The sequence below is a fragment of the Microbulbifer okhotskensis genome (genome assembly GCF_023895975.1).
In the GTDB taxonomy this organism is placed as follows: domain Bacteria; phylum Pseudomonadota; class Gammaproteobacteria; order Pseudomonadales; family Cellvibrionaceae; genus Microbulbifer; species Microbulbifer okhotskensis.
On the sequence record NZ_JALBWM010000020.1, the window covers coordinates 24,076 to 43,442 of the forward strand.

At 51.2% G+C, this 19,367-nt stretch carries 16 protein-coding genes; 6 read left to right on the forward strand and 10 right to left on the reverse strand.

All coding sequences use genetic code 11. The features are described from left to right. The first annotated feature begins 18 nt into the window (after nt 1-18). Complete coding sequence (locus MO867_RS06980) at nt 19-531, forward strand: shikimate kinase (RefSeq protein ID WP_252465570.1); 513 nt, start codon at nt 19-21, stop codon at nt 529-531. A 70-nt stretch (nt 532-601) separates the two neighbouring features. Here the strand turns inward: MO867_RS06980 and MO867_RS06985 are convergent, their stop codons facing one another. Next, nucleotides 602-1,072, reverse strand: a complete 471-nt coding sequence (locus tag MO867_RS06985; protein WP_252465571.1) for an Lrp/AsnC family transcriptional regulator — start codon at nt 1,070-1,072, stop codon at nt 602-604. A 277-nt stretch (nt 1,073-1,349) separates the two neighbouring features. Here MO867_RS06985 and MO867_RS06990 point away from each other — a divergent pair, with 277 nt between their 5' ends. Beyond that, nucleotides 1,350-4,907, forward strand: a complete 3,558-nt coding sequence (locus MO867_RS06990; RefSeq protein WP_252465572.1) for an indolepyruvate ferredoxin oxidoreductase family protein — start codon at nt 1,350-1,352, stop codon at nt 4,905-4,907. A gap of 63 nt (nt 4,908-4,970) precedes the next feature. On the opposite strand, the gene MO867_RS06995 is transcribed toward MO867_RS06990, so the two are convergent. Both MO867_RS06995 and MO867_RS07000 read right to left on the reverse strand, forming a co-directional pair. Continuing rightward, nucleotides 4,971-6,245 (reverse strand): OprO/OprP family phosphate-selective porin, encoded by a 1,275-nt coding sequence (locus tag MO867_RS06995; protein ID WP_252465573.1) that lies wholly within the window; start codon nt 6,243-6,245, stop codon nt 4,971-4,973. Nucleotides 6,246-6,393: 148 nt separating this feature from the next. Then, a complete protein-coding gene (locus MO867_RS07000; protein WP_252465574.1) occupies nt 6,394-7,284 on the reverse strand; it encodes a TraB/GumN family protein in 891 nt (296 codons plus the stop codon). Between the two features lie 199 nt (nt 7,285-7,483). Here MO867_RS07000 and MO867_RS07005 point away from each other — a divergent pair, with 199 nt between their 5' ends. After that, nucleotides 7,484-8,596 carry a glycosyltransferase gene (locus MO867_RS07005; RefSeq protein WP_252465575.1) on the forward strand — a complete coding sequence of 371 codons (1,113 nt, stop codon included), beginning with the start codon at nt 7,484-7,486 and terminating at the stop codon, nt 8,594-8,596. Between the two features lie 40 nt (nt 8,597-8,636). Here the strand turns inward: MO867_RS07005 and MO867_RS07010 are convergent, their stop codons facing one another. The 3 genes from MO867_RS07010 to MO867_RS07020 form a co-directional block, all read right to left on the reverse strand. Then, complete coding sequence (locus MO867_RS07010) at nt 8,637-9,332, reverse strand: acyloxyacyl hydrolase (RefSeq protein ID WP_252465576.1); 696 nt, start codon at nt 9,330-9,332, stop codon at nt 8,637-8,639. Then, complete coding sequence (locus MO867_RS07015) at nt 9,323-10,471, reverse strand: sigma-70 family RNA polymerase sigma factor (RefSeq protein ID WP_252465577.1); 1,149 nt, start codon at nt 10,469-10,471, stop codon at nt 9,323-9,325. The genes MO867_RS07010 and MO867_RS07015 overlap by 10 nt, the downstream gene beginning before the upstream one ends. 210 nt (nt 10,472-10,681) lie before the next feature. Continuing rightward, the gene (locus tag MO867_RS07020) at nt 10,682-11,104 is read right to left on the reverse strand and encodes a hypothetical protein (RefSeq protein ID WP_252465578.1); all 423 of its coding nucleotides are present in this window, start codon (nt 11,102-11,104) and stop codon (nt 10,682-10,684) included. Nucleotides 11,105-11,383: 279 nt separating this feature from the next. On the opposite strand from MO867_RS07020, the gene MO867_RS07025 reads away from it, so the two are divergent. After that, on the forward strand, nt 11,384-11,683 hold the full coding sequence (locus MO867_RS07025; protein ID WP_252465580.1) for a hypothetical protein: 300 nt from the start codon (nt 11,384-11,386) through the stop codon (nt 11,681-11,683). 64 nt (nt 11,684-11,747) lie between these two features. On the opposite strand, the gene MO867_RS07030 is transcribed toward MO867_RS07025, so the two are convergent. The 4 genes from MO867_RS07030 to MO867_RS07045 form a co-directional block, all read right to left on the reverse strand. Next, nucleotides 11,748-12,506, reverse strand: coding sequence for a YciK family oxidoreductase (locus MO867_RS07030; RefSeq protein WP_252465582.1), 759 nt, complete (start codon nt 12,504-12,506; stop codon nt 11,748-11,750). 52 nt (nt 12,507-12,558) lie between these two features. Then, entirely contained in the window at nt 12,559-13,218 is a 660-nt protein-coding gene (locus tag MO867_RS07035) for an HAD family hydrolase (RefSeq protein ID WP_252465584.1), read from the reverse strand. 13 nt (nt 13,219-13,231) lie between these two features. Next, complete coding sequence (gene ubiG, locus MO867_RS07040; protein ID WP_252465585.1) at nt 13,232-13,933, reverse strand: bifunctional 2-polyprenyl-6-hydroxyphenol methylase/3-demethylubiquinol 3-O-methyltransferase UbiG; 702 nt, start codon at nt 13,931-13,933, stop codon at nt 13,232-13,234. Nucleotides 13,934-14,003: 70 nt separating this feature from the next. Next, complete coding sequence (locus MO867_RS07045) at nt 14,004-15,329, reverse strand: TRZ/ATZ family hydrolase (protein WP_252465586.1); 1,326 nt, start codon at nt 15,327-15,329, stop codon at nt 14,004-14,006. A gap of 193 nt (nt 15,330-15,522) precedes the next feature. On the opposite strand from MO867_RS07045, the gene gyrA reads away from it, so the two are divergent. Both gyrA and serC read left to right on the forward strand, forming a co-directional pair. Then, nucleotides 15,523-18,087, forward strand: a complete 2,565-nt coding sequence (gene gyrA / locus MO867_RS07050; protein WP_252465587.1) for a DNA gyrase subunit A — start codon at nt 15,523-15,525, stop codon at nt 18,085-18,087. Between the two features lie 167 nt (nt 18,088-18,254). Then, nucleotides 18,255-19,334 carry a 3-phosphoserine/phosphohydroxythreonine transaminase gene (gene serC, locus MO867_RS07055; RefSeq protein WP_252465588.1) on the forward strand — a complete coding sequence of 360 codons (1,080 nt, stop codon included), beginning with the start codon at nt 18,255-18,257 and terminating at the stop codon, nt 19,332-19,334. Nucleotides 19,335-19,367: the final 33 nt, after the last annotated feature.

Sequence of the window (19,367 nt, forward strand, 5' to 3'; positions counted from 1 at the left end):
GTAAGTGTTAGAAGGCAAATGAAAAATAGAAGAAGCATTGTCCTGATTGGAATGCCCGGCGCGGGCAAAAGCACCCTGGGGGTGTTGCTGGCGAAAGAAATGGCGCTGGGATTTATTGATACTGATGTGTTGATTCAGTCGCGGGAGGGAAAAACTCTCCAGAAAATTATAGCCGAGAGTGATTATCTTAATCTCCGTGCAATTGAAGGGGAGGTATTGGCTAGAGCAACCCTTCCCAGTCATGTGATTGCTACTGGGGGGAGTGCGGTTTACAGCGAGCAGGGAATGGAAAATCTGCGCAATCAGGGAGTGGTGGTTTTTTTACAGTGCTCCGCTGGGGAGCTGCACAGGCGTATTCACAATTATGAAAGTCGCGGTATTGCAAAAGCGCCGGGTCAATCTTTCGTGGCTCTGTTTGAAGAGCGACAGACATTGTACCGGCGGTATGCGGAGATAACCGTCGATTGTGATGATATGCGGTTGCAGGAAGTGCTGAACCAGTTGCTTAAGTTGCTGCGAGAAAACGCCTGAGCAGGCTTGTTTCCTGTGTATCAAGCCCCTTGTCTCAGTGACGCGGGGCTTTACTTTTTATACTTTTGGCTTAAAGTGGCAGTTGAGTGGTGTACTTGACCTGTTTGAGGGCAAAGGTAGAGTTGACTGACGCGACGTTTGGCAGGTGAACCAATGAGCGTTTTAAAAGTTGCTCGTAGTGTTCAACGCTATCCACAACCACGCGCAGCACATAGTCTTTATCCCCGCTGGTTGAATAACACTCAACCACCTCCTGGACATCCTGAACGGCAGATTCAAAATTGTTCAGAGATTCCTCTTCGTGGTTATGGATGGTAACGTAGCAATATACGGTGACACCCAGATCCAGTTTTTTGGGATCCAACAGGGTTACACGGCCACGGATAATGCCCTCGGCTTCCAATCGTTTGATCCTGCGCCAGCAAGGCGTGTGCGAAAGGCCGACTTTGTCTCCCAGCTCCGCCATGGAGTAATCAGCGTTCTCCTGCAGCGCTCGCAGAATCTTGCGGTCAAAATCATCCAGGTCTGTCGAACGCTTCATAAAGACTCCTATCCTATAAAAATTATCTCACCCGAAACTTCTATCACAAATTTACGCATATTTGTGTGAATAAAGCAATGCTCTATTGCGCTTAACGAACTAGTATGACCTGACTAATCCGTTTTGGGGCGGGCGCATTGTGCCCTTGGCCGTGCCTGGGCTTTGTGGTGATTACAAAATAGGCACGCCTGGCTAGCGATAAACGGACCATTCGGAAGAATAATGACTAATAACTCGGACTGGGTTTCGAGAAGAATAATTAACCGGAAGTAGGTGTATGACTGAAAAAGTAACCAGTCCTCAAAGTACTGCGGATTCCCTGGAAAAGAAACAGGTTTCACTAGACGACCGCTACACGATGCTCAAAGGCCGTGTGCTGCTCTCTGGTATCCAGGCGCTTGTGCGCTTACCCATAGACCAGATGCGGATGGATCGAGCTCGCAGCCTCAATACCGCAACTTTTATTTCCGGTTATCGGGGCTCTCCCCTCGGTGGCTACGATTTGCAATTGACCCGCGCGAAAACGCTGTTGGATAAGAACAATATCCGCTTCCAGCCCGGGGTGAATGAAGAGCTGGCTGCTACGGCGGTTTGGGGTTCCCAGCAAGTGGGCCTGTTTCAGGGGGCGGAGGTAGAGGGGGTTTGCGGTATATGGTATGGCAAGACCCCAGGTGTCGACCGTTCTTGTGATGCATTCCGCCATGCCAATGCGGCGGGCTCTTCACCCAAAGGCGGCGCTTTGATTGTTGCTGGTGATGATCACGGTTGTAAGTCCTCATCCTATCCGGGGCAATCGGAATTTGCATTTGTCGATATGCACATTCCGGTGCTGAACCCTGCCACAGTGCAGGAGGTTCTGGACTATGGCCACTATGGACTTGAGCTTTCGCGCTTTAGTGGCTGTTGGGTCGCAATGATTACACTGGCAGAGAACATGGATAGCTCTGCGACAGTGGAAGTGGATCCGGAGCGGGTCAAATTTCACTACCCGGACATAGAGCGCCCGGAGGGTGGCCTAAATATTCGCAAGCAGGACAATCCTCTGGAGCAGGAGGAGCGCCTGTGGCGCTACAAGCGGCCAGCGGCGCTGGCCTTTGCGCGCGCCAACAAACTGAACAAGGTTGTGCTGGAAAATCAAGGCGCGACCTTAGGCATTGTCACTACCGGTAAGGCGCATCTGGATTTGATGCAGGCCTTTGAGGATATGGGCATTGATGAGAGTAAAGCCCTGCAGCTGGGTATTCGAATTCTAAAAGTGGGGATGACCTACCCGTTGGATGTGCCGGGTATTCAGGAATTTGCTCGAGGGTTGGATACGCTGTTGGTGCTTGAGGAAAAGCGCAGTTTGATGGAGGTACAGCTCAAAGAGGAATTGTATAACGTCCACCTAAAGGACCCTCACTTCCCGCGTATTCTCGGCAAGGTCGATGAAAATGACCAGCCGTTGATGCCAGCTTATGGTGAATTATCGCCCGCCATTATTGCTCAGGTACTGGGCTATGTGTTGGGAGATGGCAATCTGGGCGAGAGGGGGCAGCACCGACTGATGCGCCTCAATGCCCTGGCTGAGCGTATCTCCCAGCAAGCTGGTTCTAGTGTGTCGCGCCTGCCTATGTTCTGTGCTGGCTGCCCTCACAACCGCTCTACAAAGGTTCCTGAGGGTAGCCGTGCTCTAGCGGGTATTGGCTGTCACTATATGGCCCAGTGGTTGGACCGGGAAACTTACACTTTTACTCAGATGGGCGCTGAGGGAGTCAACTGGGTAGGGCAGGCACCTTTTACCAGTGAAAAACATGTCTTCGTCAATCTGGGCGACGGGACCTATTTCCATTCTGGTATTTTGGCTCTTCGGGCGTCCGTCGCTGCCAAAGTGAATATCACCTATAAGATTCTGTTCAATGATGCTGTCGCCATGACCGGCGGTCAGCCCCACGATGGTGAACTGGGACCCGATATGATCTGCCGCCAAGTATTGGCGGAAGGCGTACAGAGGGTGATTCTGGTTATGGACAACCCGGATAAATATAAGGGTGCTCTCTCTTTCCCTGCGGAAGTTGAAATTCATCACCGGGACCATCTTCCCGTCGTAATGAAAGAACTGCGTGAAGTCGAAGGCTGTACCGTTATTGTTTACGACCAAACTTGCGCCACAGAGTTACGTCGCAAACGCAAGCGAGGCCTTTTACCTAAGGCGGAGGGGCGTCCCTTTATTAATGAGCTGGTTTGCGAGGGCTGTGGCGATTGTGTCCAGCAATCCAGTTGTATTGCCGTAGAAAAAGTGCAGACGGCGCTGGGGGATAAGCGCCGGGTGAATCAAACCGGTTGTAATCAGGATATGTCCTGCGTCAACGGGTTTTGCCCGTCATTTGTCACTGTGAAGGGCGGCAAGCTGGCTAAAGGTGCAGGTGTTGGTGATGTATTGCGAACCGAAGCAGCAAAGCTGCCATTGCCCCGACTGCCTACACTGCAGCAGCCTTACAGCTTCCTTGTGACTGGAGTCGGTGGAACCGGGGTAGTCACTATCGGTGCACTATTGGCAATGGCCTCTCATATCGACGGCAAGGCTTGCAGTACACTCGATCAAACCGGCCTTGCACAAAAAGGTGGGGCTGTGTATTCCCACATTCGCTTTGCAACACAGCCACAGTCTCTGCAAGCAGCACGTATATCTGATGGGCGCGCCGATGCTTTAATGGCCTGTGATCTGATCGCGGCAGGTAATGTTGCGGCATGCCTTGCCAAGCTGGATGAGTCCCACAGTCGCGCAGTCGTGAATACCCATTTAAGTCCAACAGCGGCAACTGTTTTGGGGCGTGAGGATGTCCATTCACCCCAGGCAGTGTTGGATACTCTAGGGGGCGCCGTCCACGAGCTCAGTTCTGTGGAAGCCCATCGGCTGACCAAGTCGGCTTTGGGGGATACTCTCGCTGCGAATATATTTATGCTGGGTTTTGCTTGGCAAAAAGGACTTCTTCCCCTCGATGAGGCATCTCTGTTACAAGCGATCGAATTAAATGGTGTGGCTGTAGAGAGTAATTTACAAGGGTTTGCAGCGGGTCGCCTGGCTGCGGAAAATCCTAGCGCTCTTGATAATCTGCTCACTCATAAAGTGGCTGTTCCCGAGCTTCCGCAGAGTTTGGAAGCGCTTGTGGCTCATCGTGTTAAGCACCTAACCGGATACCAAAATACGAGCCTTGCCGAGCGATACCAGCAACTGGTGGACACTGTAAAATCTGCGGAGATTTTGAAAGTGCCAGGAAAAGTAGCGCTGGCTGAGGTTGTTGCCCGGAACTACGCGAAGCTGCTGGCGTACAAAGATGAGTATGAGGTAGCGCGCCTGTATACCGACAGTCGCTTTACCCAGGCACTGGAGGAGAATTTTAGCGGAGACTTCACTTTGGAGTTCAATCTGGCCCCACCGCTGTTGGCCCGGTTTGACAAAGGCCTCGGGCGGCCCCGAAAGATGAAGTTTGGTGGCTGGATGCATAGAGCCTTTGGTTTTTTGGCAAAACTGAAATTCCTACGCGGAACGGTATTTGATATTTTTGGTTATACCGCCGAGCGGAAAATGGAGCGGACGTTGATTGCCGAGTACGAAGCGCTGGTAAAAAAAGTCCTGGGCCAATTAAATACGCAAAATCATCAGGCTGCTGTCGAGCTACTTCAGTACCCCGATAGCATCCGTGGCTATGGACCAGTGAAAGAGGAAAATGTAATGAAAGCGAAAGAGCAGCGCGATATAGCTCTGAATCTTTTTGAAAACCCGGTCCGTGAGACTAAGTTGTCTACCGAGGTGGAAATTTTTGATCCCACTAAGGTGCAGCAGGTAGGTTAATTTCTGGTTGAGCAAGCGGTTCTGGTTCTCCTGTCTGGGTCGTTTGCCAATTAGGGTAGATAGCTACCATGCGCCTTGTAGGCGTACCGCGAATTGATTGGTTTTATCGCCGGTAAAGTCGTCGTCTCCCAAGGTGATGTTCATCATTACCCGGACTTTGGGATTAAAATAATAATTAACCCCGAAGGTGAAATTACTGGCCCTCAACTGGCGAAAGTCCCGGTTTTCGATGGTGTTGTACCTTGCGGCGATTTCCCAGGCACCCTCCGGAGGTGAGGGTTTGATAGATTTAAAAATGCCAGTTTTGGCGTCGTAGGGTTTGTGTTGGCCAGTGATTGCCCAGCTGCCCATTATGTACCAGGCGTGGACATCCTGGCCCCCAATAAAGCAACCTGTAATTGGGTCGCAGAAAAAATTGGGCGGTGCCCCATAGAGTTCTTCAAAGATCAGTTCGGAGAGGTATAGGCCCCCAGTAAAGTGACCGAAGGCGTATTCGGCTTGACCAAATAAGGGGCCGTAAGTGGCCGCCAGTTCGAAGCCGGTTATATTCACTCTGCCCCCAGAGTCCCCCAGAAAAAACTCATCATCACCAAATTCGCCAAAAAAATACTCGGATCCCCCTGGAGAGATAGCGATAAGCTGGTCCGGTCCGCGTCGACCGGCATAGGCAACTTCGGCGATAATATCTAGGGAAGCTTGATTCGCCTTTTCAAAACTGCGGGATACTCCCAGGTGCACGGTGGAGTTATCGTCATTAATCGGGGCCCAGGTTAAGCGAGCCGCTGCTCCAAAACCGGAGTTGCGAGGGTCGCCCGGATTACGCAAATTAAAGAGGTTCAATCCCAGTGTATGGCAGCTCCAGTGTGTGCGCCAACCTATCCCTTGTTGCCGCCCGCGGCCATCATAAATACCGGCGGCGCTGGTGAATGCATACTCCATTAAGATTATCTCGTTGGAGCTGGTAAGTTCGTTGATTGACCGGCTGGGCTTAAAGTTACCGATGGTAAGCTTCCCATTAAAAAACTTTGTGGCTAGATATACGTCACGTAGTCCACCGGTGCCATCACTGGCAAAGTCCCGTTCAAGTTTATATTCCCACTTCCAGAGTTTTCCTTTCATAGACAATCGGGCGCGTCGAAAGTCCGTTGTGTTAACCGGGTCCTTTAAATCTTTGTCAAAAATATAGGTGTCAAAATGTATTCGGCCGCCGAGTTCGGCAGAGAAGTTCCCATCGTCGGAGACGATTTTTAGCCCCCCTTTTGTTTCTGCTTCATCCGCGATGACAAGGCCAGCGAAAATAAAGTTTGATATGACACAGTATGCTCCCCAGCGTTTCATGGGACGCCTCATGTTGAGGACTGTTATTAGTTACAGGAAAATTGCTATTCGAGTTTAGCAATAGGGGCGGCTGAAGCGGTTGATTGTTTTAGAAGTGGGGTGGCGCAGAGAAACTGCGCCAAAAGATGGTGACAAGATAGGGCCTGTTTTACAGGCGTTCTAACTTATAGCCGCTGCTTTTTAGGAAATCAACAACACTGCGCTCACCAACGAGATGACCGGCCCCGACAATTACGAATAGGGAGTTGTAATTTGGTCCGTTTAAAGTAATTTTCTCCGCCATTTTCGCATTGCGCTCAAAAAATAGTTTGTCGTAGAGTGATTTGTATTCTGGATTTTCACGCAGCCCATCTTGGATGATCAGGCGGTTTAATGTGTTTATATCTCCCGCTTTCCATGCGTGAGTTAATTTAGGTAAAAAGGACGAGATGTCTTCGATTTGTTCCAGGGTCTGCTGAAACATCAATGCCGGATTTTCCAGGCCATTGAGTAATTGAAACTGTTGCAGAACACCTTCCAGCTCAAGGACTGGCTTTCCATCTTTCTTTGCTTTTTGTAAAAAATGGCGGTCTATTCCCAGTTCAGGATTGAGACCGTGTGCCTGCATTTCGATCATGCTCATGGATATCATGGCGATGGCAGGACGCTGCCGGATAAACATTGCCTCTGGCATATTGCGCTTGTGCATCCATGCCTGGAGTTGAGTGTAGAGATTGGTGGGAAGTTCATCTTTCAAGGTCCGTCCATCCTGGTAAATGGACTCCATCATAATTTTTTGCTGTAAACGGCTGTCGCCTTCGGCAGCGAGAATATCTGCCTCCACCGCAATGGCATCACTACCGGAGTAGGCTTGCTCAATTTTTGAGCGGATAGGGTAGAAATCCTCCGTAGCCAGGTGGATAGAGCCCAATAGATATACGTTTTTCCCCTCCTTCGTTGCTTTCCAGAAGACCCCTCTGTCGGTTTCCGCAGCGGTTGCCACCGCAGCCAGTAAAAACAGAGTAACGGCCAGCAAGTAATTTATCGGTCGGTGCAGCATTTTCAAGTCCCTGATTGTGTGTGCTTTAACGAATACTATCATTAACATTTTGTGGCGCCATCGGTAACGACAGACTCTGGATCGAATCTGCTGAATTCGTCAGCTTTATGGGTTAGTGATTGTATTAGTGATGATTCACTGGGAAATTTCATGTCAGGGCGTCAAAATAGTGAATTGTTTTACTGTCACGGAAATCACATTGAAGGTTGTACAATTTTTGCCCGCACTGAAGCCTGGAGTTACGGCCACCGTAGCCCTTGAGTTTGCGAATGAACTGAATAGACGTGGACACGAGTCTCTGGTGATCTCTGCTGGTGGGCCGCTGGAAGCTCGTCTTCGTTTGCACGGCAGTGAACATATAGAATTCCCTATGGCGAGAGAGTCGGTGTGGTCTCTGCGTCATGTGCCCCGTTTAAGGGGGCTGCTAAAAGATTTGCAACCAGATATTGTTCATACCCATGGTCGTTTACCCGCCTTTCTGGCGTGGCGTGCACTGCGGCGTGAGCCTGCGACTCACCGCCCCAAGTTGGTGCCTTTGGTAGATCAATATTTTTCACGTAGTTACTTCAATAAAGGCTTGGCGCAGGGAGATGGGGTTATTGCAACCTCTTGCGGTGTTGCTAAGCAGTTGAAAGAATCTCTATCCAGCTATCACGAAAAGTCGATAGATATTATCTATCGCGGTGTCAACATTCGAGAGTTTGACAGCGAAAAACCCGTAGCGAGCCAGTGGCAGTTGAAGCTCCTTAATAGTTATCCTCAGCTTGAGGGGAAGAGCTGGTGGTTGTTGCCGGGAGAGATTTCATCGAGTGGTGGCCAGGAGGCTTTTTTACACATGCTGGCGAAGGCTGCAGAGCACAGAGATGATATTCACGGAGTGATTGTGGGGGAAGTTGCCGTTAACAATCTGCGTTACCTGCAAAAGTTGGAATCCATGGCGCAAACCCTCAATTTGGGAGGTCGCGTCACCTTTCTCGGTAAGCGCGGTGATATGCGCGAGCTATATGCAACTTCTCAGCTGGTTTTTCATCTTTCCGGGGAGTTGGATGCTAGTGGAAAATTCGCCAGAGAGGCGTTGGTGATGGGGCGACCTGTTATAGCCTATCCAGATGGGTGTGCGGGAGAAATTTTGCAGCAGTGTTTTCCTGAAGGTCTGGTAGGGCGGGGTGATATAAACGCTTTGGTGGAGTCAAGTTTAAGTCTTATGGATAAGCCTGGTACGGCCAGCTTTTTTGACCTTAGTTACTCTGCGGCAGCAGCGAAAGCGATAGATTTTTTCCAAAAAATTTTAGATAACAAAAGGCCCGATTAGGTGTTTAGAAATATTCTTTTTTTGAGAAAGAGGGTTGTCATTAAAAATTAATGTGTCCATTTAAAGACGCGAAATCGAAACCGGGGTTGGGGGTGTTGGTCCTAGCGTTGGAAAAGTGACTGTAACGTAAAGATAGAGTATGGCCACCAGAGAAGCGATACCCTAGGGCAAAATGCAGTGCAAAATTAAGTTTTGTACTCAACTCGATATCGCCGAAGTGCTTTTGGCTCAAATAAGAGGCTCCTACCCCAGCCTCGCCAAACCCACCGAGGGGCTCATTGCGAGGGTACCAACGCAATACGGGTTTAATTTCAAGAATATTTTGCTGCTGACTTTCGTTGCGGTGCTTTATCCTCATGTAGGAGTAGCTGCCTTGTCCCCACCATTGCCAGAGGTTGTTGGCAATTTCGAATGAAGCGAGTAAATAAGAATAACTAACGCCTGCCATTTCTGCGGTTGAGATGGAGCGATATTGCATCAGCTCAGTTCCCAGTCCTTTGCCGGCGCTAGCAATAAGCTCCGATTCTGCAGAAGTGGTGGGGGATATCAAAAGTCCACAGGCAAAAAAAAGCGCGCAACATTTAAGGGTGCTGCCGCTCGTGTTAAAAACCACTGATTTACACATAGCTTCGCGGGTGTTTACTAATTGAGCTTTCTTAAGACTAGAGGGAAAGGTATCGATGGCAAGTGTTAGCGGGGAGGCTTGCCATCGACTTCTTCCTTTTTTCAGCGCCATTGCCGCTTTAGCTGCCGAAGGGCGTCGGAATGCAGTTGTCGTGCGCGCTCTTGACTCAGCCCCAGCTGCTCACCAATAACCCGGAAAGAACAGTCCCTGTCGGAAATCAGTCCATAGCGCAGGTTTAATACGGTTCTTTGCCGTGCAGGTAAGCGTGCGACCGCTTCGCGCAAACGCTCTGCAAGCTCCTGGCTTGTGACAAGCTCATCGGTATTGTAAACCTCGTCTGCGGGAGCGTAATCCAGACGAGTGCTGCTTTGGTCATCTGCCACTGGGTCATCTAATGATCCGGTTGGGCCTGGCAATTTTAAAAGGCTCTGAACTCTTTCTATTTCCAGATTGGTATGGCGAGCCAGATTTTCATCGGATGCAGGTTGACCCTGGGCTCGCAATTCACCTATGGCCCTGTAAATTGCTCTAAGGTCATCCTGAACATTGGCTGGTTGTCGTACCAGGTCCTCATTGCGGCGCAGCGCGAGTTGGATCTCCTGTTGAATCCACCAGTAGGCATAGGTTGAGAAACGGTAGCCCATTTGTGGTTTGAAGCGCTCGATCGCTTTCATTAACCCTACATTGCCCTCTTGTATCAGGTCGATAAAGGGGACAGAAGGGTTGCGAAAGCGTTTGGCAATAGCGATTACCAGGCGCAGATTGCATTGAATTAACTTTTTTCGCTGTTTTTGGAAGCGTTTGAGTAGCCCGATCAATCGGCTGCGATTGCGTCTATCGAGAATTTCGCTGGATAGCAAAATTTCCGTGTGAGCAATAATTAACCCATGATCATAGGCCCCGGTACTGCCCCGTTGCTCCACGCCTTCGCTGCGCAGTTGGACCAGTGTGGTGCCGCTACCTTGGAGGTTGGAGATTAATTTATCTTCCAGGTCTCTCAGTAGGCGTGTGGTGCTGTGCTCCTCTTCAGGGGTTAGCAGTTCAAGCCTGTACAAATGCTTGAGGTAGCTTTGCATAGGTGTACTGCTACTCTCGGTCAGAGAGTCACTCGGTGAATGGATCTCTTCGACATCGGGGCCTTGCGCAACCGTGTGGTCGGGCTCGTCCGCATTCTGAGAGGTGTCGGAGAGGTGTTCGCCTGTATCCTTCAGCCATTCTTCATCCCTTGAGTAAAAATTTTCTCGGGACAAGTGCTTAAACCTTTTGTTGGCTGTGAACGATATGCTCTGATGGGTCTCCCTAGGCGTTGATGGCGCCTATTCCTTTTTACTATAGGTGAGTGTTGAAGAAAGCGCCTGTATTAAGTGTGACTGGCGGGGGTGTCCCCGAGGTAGTGGGGGGAGAAGAGATGCAGATGTGAGAATGGCGGGTTAGGCTTAGCCCGCCAAGTAAGGGCGATACTATTTGACTCGTTTTACACGCAGTTTTTTTCCACCCTCAAGAGGTTTCATAAAAAAGGAGCCAAATAGCGCCCGCTCTACCACTACGAGATCACCAGCTTTCCAGTGTATCCGACTCGAATCATTTTGCTTCCATAGCTGACCATTATCTAAAGATATAAACTGCTTGTCATGCGCACCCGTTTGAATCGTTACTATTCGGGCTTCGATGTGCTCGGGAGCTTCCTGGGCGATACGTTTTTGTTCCTGGCCAAAACCTTCTACCGCTAGTTGCTCCAAAGAACTGGCGGCTTGGTCATAACATAGAAGGCGACTCTCTTTTGATTGAATAGCGGAGCAAGCTTTCACTTGACTTGTCAGTGAGTCTGCAAACACTAAGGGTGACGAAAGTGCTAACAAGGCGAAAATAATAGGCGCTTTCATAGTTCAGGATATCGACTTATTTGCTAATTATGAGCTTTATTCTGCCTCACATGTGTAATGTGGACAAATAGAATTGAGAGGAGGCTCACACTTTTCGCGGTGCCAACATGAAAGAATTTAAGTGTTAAGCGACTATTCAGGTTGAGATTAATTGGCGGTAGGTGACGCGCTGCCGTCGATATTGGTCGGTTTTAAGTTGAATGCGACGGCCAAGGGGCTCGAAGGTTGAATTTATTAGTTCGCATAGAATCATAAAATTACACTATCCAGGGGTAGAAAATGAAAGGGTTTGTGACTCCCGCAGCGCTATTTGCTGTTGTAATAGGGTATCTATCTTGCGAGGGATTGAACCTCATCGTATTTGACGACGCGAATGCCCACGCCAGAAGTGTGGCATTAAGTGAAAGCGATGACCGCTCTGTAGATTACAGTCAATACTCTGGTGATGCGCAGGATGCGGAGTTGTTCGATGATTCAGACATGACGGGTTTTGATGGCGATGTGTTTGCCGATGTGCCCGAGCATATGCCATCCAAGGGTGAGTCCCAGAAGCTCGATGAGAAAGGCTTTGGTGAATAGGTCGCTCTTTAAGTCGTAAGTACCCGAATATATCTCCGGGCACTTACTGGATGGCTGTGGGGTCTCAGCGTTGTTGTGCGCTAAAGTGTTTGCCGCTTTCGCCTTTACTGTCATCGCCCATTAAGTAGAGATAAGTGGGCATGATTTCTTCCGGTGTGGTGACGGCTTTTGGGTTTTCTGCCGGATAAGCGGTCGCTCGCATAGATGTTCGGGTCGCCCCTGGATTTAGAGTGTTTACCCTGATACTGGATACGCCTTCCAACTCATCGGCAAGTATCTGCATCAGCCCCTCGGTAGCAAACTTTGAAACCGAATAGGCGCCCCAGTAGGCCTTTCCTTTGGTACCGACACTGGAGCTGGTAAAGATAATAGAGCCAGCTTCAGATTCCTCTAACAGTGGCAGCATTGCTTTTGTCAGGCCAAAGGCTGCGTTCACATTGACCTGCATGACCTGTTGCCAGGCGCTGAAGTTGTAATTGCCGATGGGGGTGCGCTGGCCGAGTAGGCCGGCGTTGTGTAGTAGCCCGTCCAGCCGGCCGAATTCTGTGCGAACGGCTTCCGCCAGGCTCTCAAAATCCTCTATTTGGGCTCCGCTAAGATCCATTGGGAAAATCGCAGGTTGCGGGCCACCGGCAGTCTCTATTTCGTCATAGACGGCCTCTAGCTTGGGCGTTGTGCGGCCGAGCAGAACAACCGTGGCGCCGTGGGCGGCAAAAGTTTTTGCGGCTGTTTTACCGATGCCATCGCCGGCACCGGTAATAAGGATGATTTTGTTTTTTAGGAGGTCGGAGGGTGCTTGGTAAGCGCCAACAAATTCTGACATGAAATATCCTGATACTTTCGCCGGGAATTAATGCCCGGTGCTGCTTCAAGTTTTAAAAATAATGCTGCTGGAGCAGGGGCCAAATTTCATCGGCGGAATTCACCAGATGATCGGCTCCCCAGTCGGCGGGGTTGTCGGCTGAATCAATATATCCATATCCGCAGGCGATGGTTGGCATACCTGCCCTTTGTCCGGCCATGATATCGCGCTTATGGTCCCCAATGTAAATGGCCTCAGACGGCGCACATCCAATATGATCACAGGCGAGAAGCAAGGGTTCTGGGTCGGGTTTGGATTTACTGACATGGTCGGGGCAAATAACCGTAGAGGCTGGAGGCAGGTGGGTAAAGGCCTCCATTAAAGGTGTCGTGTACGCTACTGGCTTATTAGTGACGATGCCCCAGGGAAGGCTGTTTTCGACAAGGTTGTCGAGGAGGTTTTCAATGCCGGGAAAAGGCGTTGTTTTTTCAGCCAGATTTGCGAGGTAAAGGTCCAGTAGCCTTTGTAGTAGCCCGGGGAACGCCGGATCACTTTCCTCTTTATTAAATCCCAGTGTGATTAACGCCCTTGAGCCATTGGAAACCGTCCCGCGAATTATGTCTGCAGGCAGTGGCGGTAGCTGCTCCTGCTGCCGCAAGTGATTGAGTACAACAATAAAGTCTGGTGCTGTATCGAGGAGCGTACCATCCAGATCAAATAAAACGGCTTTCATATTTGCGGCTCGCTTACACTGGTTTGCTGGCAGACATCAAGTAGTTGACGTCCACATCCCGGGAGCTCAGTTTGTAGCTGCGGGTAACTGGGTTGTAGGTCATGCCGGTAATATCATGAACTTCTAGGGATTCGTCACGCAGCCAGGTGCCCATTTCTGAAGGGCGTATAAATTTACTGTACTCGTGCGTGCCTTTGGGCAATAAGCGTAGGACATATTCAGCCCCGACTACGGCAAATAGCCAGCCTTTTGCCGTTCTGTTAATGGTGGAGAAAAAGAGCTTGCCACCCGGCTTAACCAGCTTCGCGCAAGCGCGAATGACTGAGGATGGATCTGGTACGTGCTCTAACATTTCCAGGCAGGTAACAATATCGAAGCTTGCCGGGACCTCTTCGGCGAGTTCTTCCACGGCTACCTTGCGATATGTTACCTGTGCGCCTGATTCCAGGGCGTGTAACTTGGCTACGTTCAGTGGTGCTTCACCGAGATCAATGCCGGTAACGTCGGCACCTCTTTGGGCCATGGTTTCGGTTAGGATGCCGCCGCCACATCCGACATCAAGGAGTTTTTTACCGGCAACTGGGGCATACCCGTCAATATAATTTGCACGCAATGGGTTGATCTCGTGCAGTGGTTTGAACTCGCCTTCCTTGTCCCACCATCGGCTGGCGAGTTGCTCAAATTTGGCGATTTCCGAGGGATCTACATTACTCATGGACTTCTCTGCAAACTCTGTCGCTCGTAACCGGCATGCTCCACTAAAAGGGCCGGGGATAAGGTTTTGTCTAGCGTGAATTGCCGGTGATTCTATCACGCCATACTTGTGCTCGCTGGATTACCTCTGTCTCATTGAGGGTCTGCAGTTTGCGGCCTTTTAGTAGTTGCCGGCCGGCAACCCAGACATCGCTGACGTTATGTCCTCCGTTGGCATAAATCAGCTGGGACATGGGATCGTGTAGTGGCTGCTGCTCCAGACCGCCCAGATTGATTGCGGTAATGTCAGCACTTTTTCCCACTTCAAGGCTTCCCGTTACACCGTCGATCCCAAGGGCCTTGGCACCATTGAGGGTTGCCATGCTGAGGACCTGGTGTGCGGGCAGGGCTGTTGCTTTGCCGCTGACGGCTTTTGCCAATAGTGCAGCGGTGTTGGCTTCGGAAAATAGATCCTGAGTGTTATTGCTCGCTGCGCCGTCGGTGCCCAGGGAGACATTGATACCAGCTTCCAGCATTTCATACGTGGGGCAAAAGCCGGAGGCGAGTTTGAGGTTAGAGGTCGGACAGTGAGAGACGTGGGCTCCAGTTAATTGGAGGAGCTCAATGTCCCGCTGATTGGTGGCCACCATATGTACACAGAGGGTCTGGGGGCCCAGTAGGCCAAGGCGCGACAAGCGCTCGATGGGACGTTCACCGGTTAGCGCGAGAGCATGTTCGACTTCGGCGTGGGTCTCGTGAAGGTGCATTTGCATCGGAATTTGTGCCTCTGCAGAGCACACCGCAATTTTCTCCAGGGTTTTATCACCAACGGTATACGGCGCGTGTGGTGCGAAGACCACCTCGATTCTATCGTGTGCCCTGTAGTCGTCGCGCAGGGCAAGCCCCTTGCGCAGGGCTTCGTCGCTATCGCGACTCCAGGGCGTCGGGGCATCCAGCACAGGGAAGGCAATATGGGCTCTGATACCGCTTTCTCTCGCCGCAATGGCGACAGCTTCAGGGAAGAAATATTGGTCGGAGAATGTTGTTGTGCCTGAGCGGAGCATTTCCGCGATCGCTTGACGACTGCCATCAGCAGCAAATTGTGGCCCTACCCAGCGCTGTTCGGTTGGCCAGATATACTGCTCAAGCCATTCTTGCAGGGGGCGGTCATCTGCAAATCCGCGCAGCAATGTCATCGGCGCATGGTTGTGGGTGTTAATGAGTCCCGGGATTATCGCGTGCTTGCCTAACTCCACTTCATGTTTTGCCTTGAAGCGAATGGCGGCCTCTGTGGTGGGAACCAGGGCTGAGATCTTTCCCTGTTCAATAGCGAGCGAACAATTTTCATACACCTTTTGTTCGGGTACGACAGGAATGATCCAGCGTGCGTGAATTAGGGTGTCGACAGTTTGTTGCATAAGTGCTTATCTGGCTGCTGGTATAGGGGGAAGCTCTACTTTAGCGGTAGACCTTGGGGGCGACAACCAGGGCGGCCACGCTGTTTTAACTCTCGGGGCAGGACGCCTCCAAAGATCTCAAACTATGGTAGAATCGCCCGCTTATCCGGGCATAGTACGTACGCCCGCGCTATAAAAAGGAACGTCGTAAGCCATGGGCGAATTAGCCAAAGAAATCTCTCCGATTAATATCGAGGAAGAGCTCAAGCAGTCATATCTCGACTATGCCATGAGCGTGATAGTCGGGCGCGCACTGCCGGATGTACGCGATGGCCTCAAACCGGTACACCGTCGTGTGCTCTATGCCATGAGCGAGCTTAAAAACGACTGGAACAAATCCTACAAGAAGTCAGCCCGTGTCGTTGGCGATGTGATCGGTAAATATCACCCGCATGGAGATTCTGCGGTCTACGACACTATTGTGCGCATGGCCCAGCCTTTCTCTATGCGCTACACCCTGGTGGATGGCCAGGGTAACTTCGGCTCTATCGACGGCGATAGCCCGGCCGCCATGCGTTATACCGAGATCCGAATGGATAAGCTGGCTCACGAGCTACTGTCCGATCTCGATAAGGAAACCGTCAACTTTGTTGATAACTATGATGGTTCCGAGCAGATGCCCGAGGTGTTGCCCTCACGCGTGCCGAATTTGTTGGTCAATGGCTCGTCTGGTATCGCGGTGGGAATGGCCACCAATATCCCCCCCCATAACCTGGGTGAAGTGATCAAAGCCTGCTTGGCATTGATCGATAATTCCGAGTTGTCCGTCGATGATTTGATGGAATATATTCCCGGACCCGATTTCCCCACCGGCGCTACCATCAATGGCCGCGCTGGTATTTTGATGGCCTATCGTACTGGCCGCGGGCGTATTTATGTTCGTGCCAAGGCAGATGTTATTCGCGATGATAAGACTAATCGCGAGACCATCATTATCACTGAGATTCCCTTCCAGCTGAATAAGTCGCGCCTGATCGAGCGTATTGCCGAGCTGGTGAAAGAGAAAAAAATCGAGGGTATCTCCGAGCTGCGGGACGAGTCCGATAAAGATGGCTTGCGCGTGGTGATTGAGCTGAAACGCGGTGAGCTGGGTGATGTGGTTCTTAATAACCTCTATTCCCAGACTCAGCTGGAAAGTGTGTTTGGCATCAATATTGTCGCCCTGGTAGACGGCCAGCCCAAGGTCCTGAACCTCAAAGAGCTGCTTGAACACTTTGTGCGTCACCGTCAGGAAGTGGTTACCCGTCGTACCGTTTACCTATTGCGTAAAGCGCGCGAACGCGGCCACATATTGGAAGGCCTGGCTATCGCCATCGCCAATATTGATCCGGTCATCGAACTGATCAAATCCTCCTCCACACCGGCGGATGCCCGTGAGGCATTATTGGCTAAGGGTTGGCCAGTGGGTAGTGTAGAGCAGTTCCTGGAGCGTGCTGGTGCCGATGCCTGTCGCCCGGATGACCTGCCAAAAGAATTCGGTTTGCGTGATGATGGCGCCTATTATCTCTCTCCCGCTCAGGCCCAGGCGATTCTTGAGCTTCGTCTGCATCGTTTGACGGGTATGGAGCATGATAAATTACTGGCGGAATATCAGGACCGCTTGGAGCAGATCGCTGAATACCTTCATATCCTCGGTAGCTTCGAGCGGTTGATGGAAGTCATTCGGGAGGAGCTGGAGCATCTGTCCAAAGACTTCAATGATGAACGTCGCACCGATATCGTAGCGTCCCGTCAGGATCTCACCGTAGAAGACTTGATTACCCCGGAAGATAAGGTTGTCACTATCTCTCACGGTGGCTATACCAAGAGCCAGCCGCTGGCTGACTACCAGGCCCAGCGCCGTGGTGGCATGGGTAAGTCAGCAACTCAGGTGAAAGATGAAGACTTTGTCGAGCATTTGCTGATTGCCAATTCCCACGACACCATTTTGTGTTTCTCTAACAAAGGTAAGGTGTACTGGCTCAAAGTCTATGAAGTGCCGACTGCGGGCCGAGCCTCACGCGGCCGCCCAATGGTCAATATGCTGCCCCTAGAAGAGGGTGAGCGCATTAGTAGCATGATGCCGGTGTCTGAATACGATGAAAATCACTTTATTTTCTTTGCCACGGCCAACGGCACTGTTAAGAAGACCCCGCTGACCGCCTTTGCTCGCCCGCGTACTGTGGGATTGCGTGCGATTGAGTTGGAAGAGGGGGATCGTCTGGTTGCTACCGCCATTACTGATGGTGAACGCGATGTGGCCCTATTTACCAGCGCTGGTAAGGCGGCGCGCTTCTCTGAATCGAATGTGCGTTCCATGGGCCGCGTTTCTCGTGGGGTGCGTGGTATTCGTATGCAGGAAGGTCAGCAGGTTATCGCTATGGTTATCCCTGAAGAGGGTAGCTCGGTGATGGTCGCCACTGAAAATGGTTATGGCAAGCGCACGGCCATTAACGAATTCCCCACTAAGGGTCGTGGTACCCAGGGTGTGATCGCCATTGCTGAAAGCGATCGCAATGGTTCCCTGGTAGGGGCATGTCAGGTCCGCCCGGGTGAGGAGATGATGCTGATCTCTGATCAGGGTACTCTGGTACGCACCCGCGTTGATGAAGTTTCCGTTCTGGGGCGCAATACTCAGGGTGTACGGGTGATTCGCCTCAAAAGCGGCGAAAAACTTGTCGGCCTGGGGCGCATCGAGGAGACCGAAGGTGGCGGTGAAGAAGAGGGTGGGGAGGAGTGATCCACCCCCCGGTACCACTAAGAAAGGCTGCGTTTATCGCGGCCTTTTTTGCCTTTGGCGCCCTAAAAAATGCCTGAAGGCGTGATATCTGTCTCTCTCAAGGGCGGTTTTTGCGTCGGCATATCTAGTTGTATTTGAAACCATTTATGTTTTGTGGAAGTTAGGTCATGAGAAAGTTTAATTTCTGTGCCGGCCCTGCCGCATTGCCGCAGCCGGTGCTGGAGCAGGCGCAGCGGGAGTTGCTTGATTGGCGTGGTCTGGGTTGTTCAGTAATGGAGGTCAGCCACCGTTCGCCTGAGTTTGTGGCGGTGGCCGAACGGGCGGAACAGGATTTGCGTGACCTGCTTCGAGTGCCGAGTAACTACAAAGTCTTGTTTTTGCAGGGGGGCGCCACCGGTCAGTTCAGTGCTGTACCGTGGAATCTTTTTGGTGTGGGGTCAAAGAAAGCTGACTTTATCCATACTGGCCACTGGGCAGCAAAAGCTATAAAAGAAACGCGTCGGTATGGTGAGGCGCAAATAGTTGCCTCCAGTGAAGACCGCAATTTCAGTTACGCGCCCGCTGCGGACAGCTGGAAGCCGAGCCGGGATGCGGCTTACCTGCACTACACATCCAATGAAACAATCGGGGGGGTGGAGTTCGACTATGTGCCGGAAGTGGATTGTCCTCTGGTGGTCGATATGTCCTCTACTATTTTGTCGCAACCGATCGCGGTGGAAAAATTTGGTGTGATCTACGCCGGTGCGCAAAAAAATATTGGTCCTTCCGGTATTGCCGTAGCTCTGGTACGTGAGGACCTGTTGGATCGGGCTATGGACAATATCCCTCGCAGCTTGAGCTGGAAGGTGGCGGCAGATGCCGGCTCCATGGATAACACGCCGCCCACTTTTGCCTGGTACTTGTCCGGTCTGGTATTCCAGTGGCTCAAGACTCAAGGTGGCGTTGAGGCTATGGAAAAGCAAGCCGATATAAAATCCAAAATGCTTTACGGCTTCTTGGATAGCAGCAGCTTTTTTTCCAGCCCAGTGGAGAAGGGCAGTCGTTCGCGTATGAATGTGCCCTTTGTGCTCGCTGATGCTGACCTGGATAAGAAATTTCTGGAGGAATCTGAAGCGGCCGGGCTGTTGAGTTTGAAGGGGCATCGTTCTGTCGGCGGTATGAGAGCATCGCTGTATAACGCGGTTCCGTTGGAGGCGGTGGAGGCGCTGGTGGTATTTATGGCGGACTTTGAGGCTCGCTGGGGTTAGTGAGCGAAAGACACACTTGATGAATCCATAGGA

What these genes read in the sequence shown, in the direction of transcription:
- MO867_RS06985 (WP_252465571.1), bottom strand. Translation starts at nt 1,072, where the DNA reads ATGAAGCGTTCGACAGACCTGGATGATTTTGACCGCAAGATTCTGCGA.
- MO867_RS07035 (WP_252465584.1), bottom strand. Translation starts at nt 13,218, where the DNA reads ATGAAAGCCGTTTTATTTGATCTGGATGGTACGCTCCTCGATACAGCA.
- MO867_RS07030 (WP_252465582.1), bottom strand. Translation starts at nt 12,506, where the DNA reads ATGTCAGAATTTGTTGGCGCTTACCAAGCACCCTCCGACCTCCTAAAA.
- MO867_RS07045 (WP_252465586.1), bottom strand. Translation starts at nt 15,329, where the DNA reads ATGCAACAAACTGTCGACACCCTAATTCACGCACGCTGGATCATTCCT.
- MO867_RS07010 (WP_252465576.1), bottom strand. Translation starts at nt 9,332, where the DNA reads ATGGCGCTGAAAAAAGGAAGAAGTCGATGGCAAGCCTCCCCGCTAACA.
- serC (WP_252465588.1), top strand. Translation starts at nt 18,255, where the DNA reads ATGAGAAAGTTTAATTTCTGTGCCGGCCCTGCCGCATTGCCGCAGCCG.
- ubiG (WP_252465585.1), bottom strand. Translation starts at nt 13,933, where the DNA reads ATGAGTAATGTAGATCCCTCGGAAATCGCCAAATTTGAGCAACTCGCC.
- MO867_RS06980 (WP_252465570.1), top strand. Translation starts at nt 19, where the DNA reads ATGAAAAATAGAAGAAGCATTGTCCTGATTGGAATGCCCGGCGCGGGC.
- MO867_RS06990 (WP_252465572.1), top strand. Translation starts at nt 1,350, where the DNA reads ATGACTGAAAAAGTAACCAGTCCTCAAAGTACTGCGGATTCCCTGGAA.
- MO867_RS06995 (WP_252465573.1), bottom strand. Translation starts at nt 6,245, where the DNA reads ATGAAACGCTGGGGAGCATACTGTGTCATATCAAACTTTATTTTCGCT.
- MO867_RS07000 (WP_252465574.1), bottom strand. Translation starts at nt 7,284, where the DNA reads ATGCTGCACCGACCGATAAATTACTTGCTGGCCGTTACTCTGTTTTTA.
- gyrA (WP_252465587.1), top strand. Translation starts at nt 15,523, where the DNA reads ATGGGCGAATTAGCCAAAGAAATCTCTCCGATTAATATCGAGGAAGAG.
- MO867_RS07025 (WP_252465580.1), top strand. Translation starts at nt 11,384, where the DNA reads ATGAAAGGGTTTGTGACTCCCGCAGCGCTATTTGCTGTTGTAATAGGG.
- MO867_RS07020 (WP_252465578.1), bottom strand. Translation starts at nt 11,104, where the DNA reads ATGAAAGCGCCTATTATTTTCGCCTTGTTAGCACTTTCGTCACCCTTA.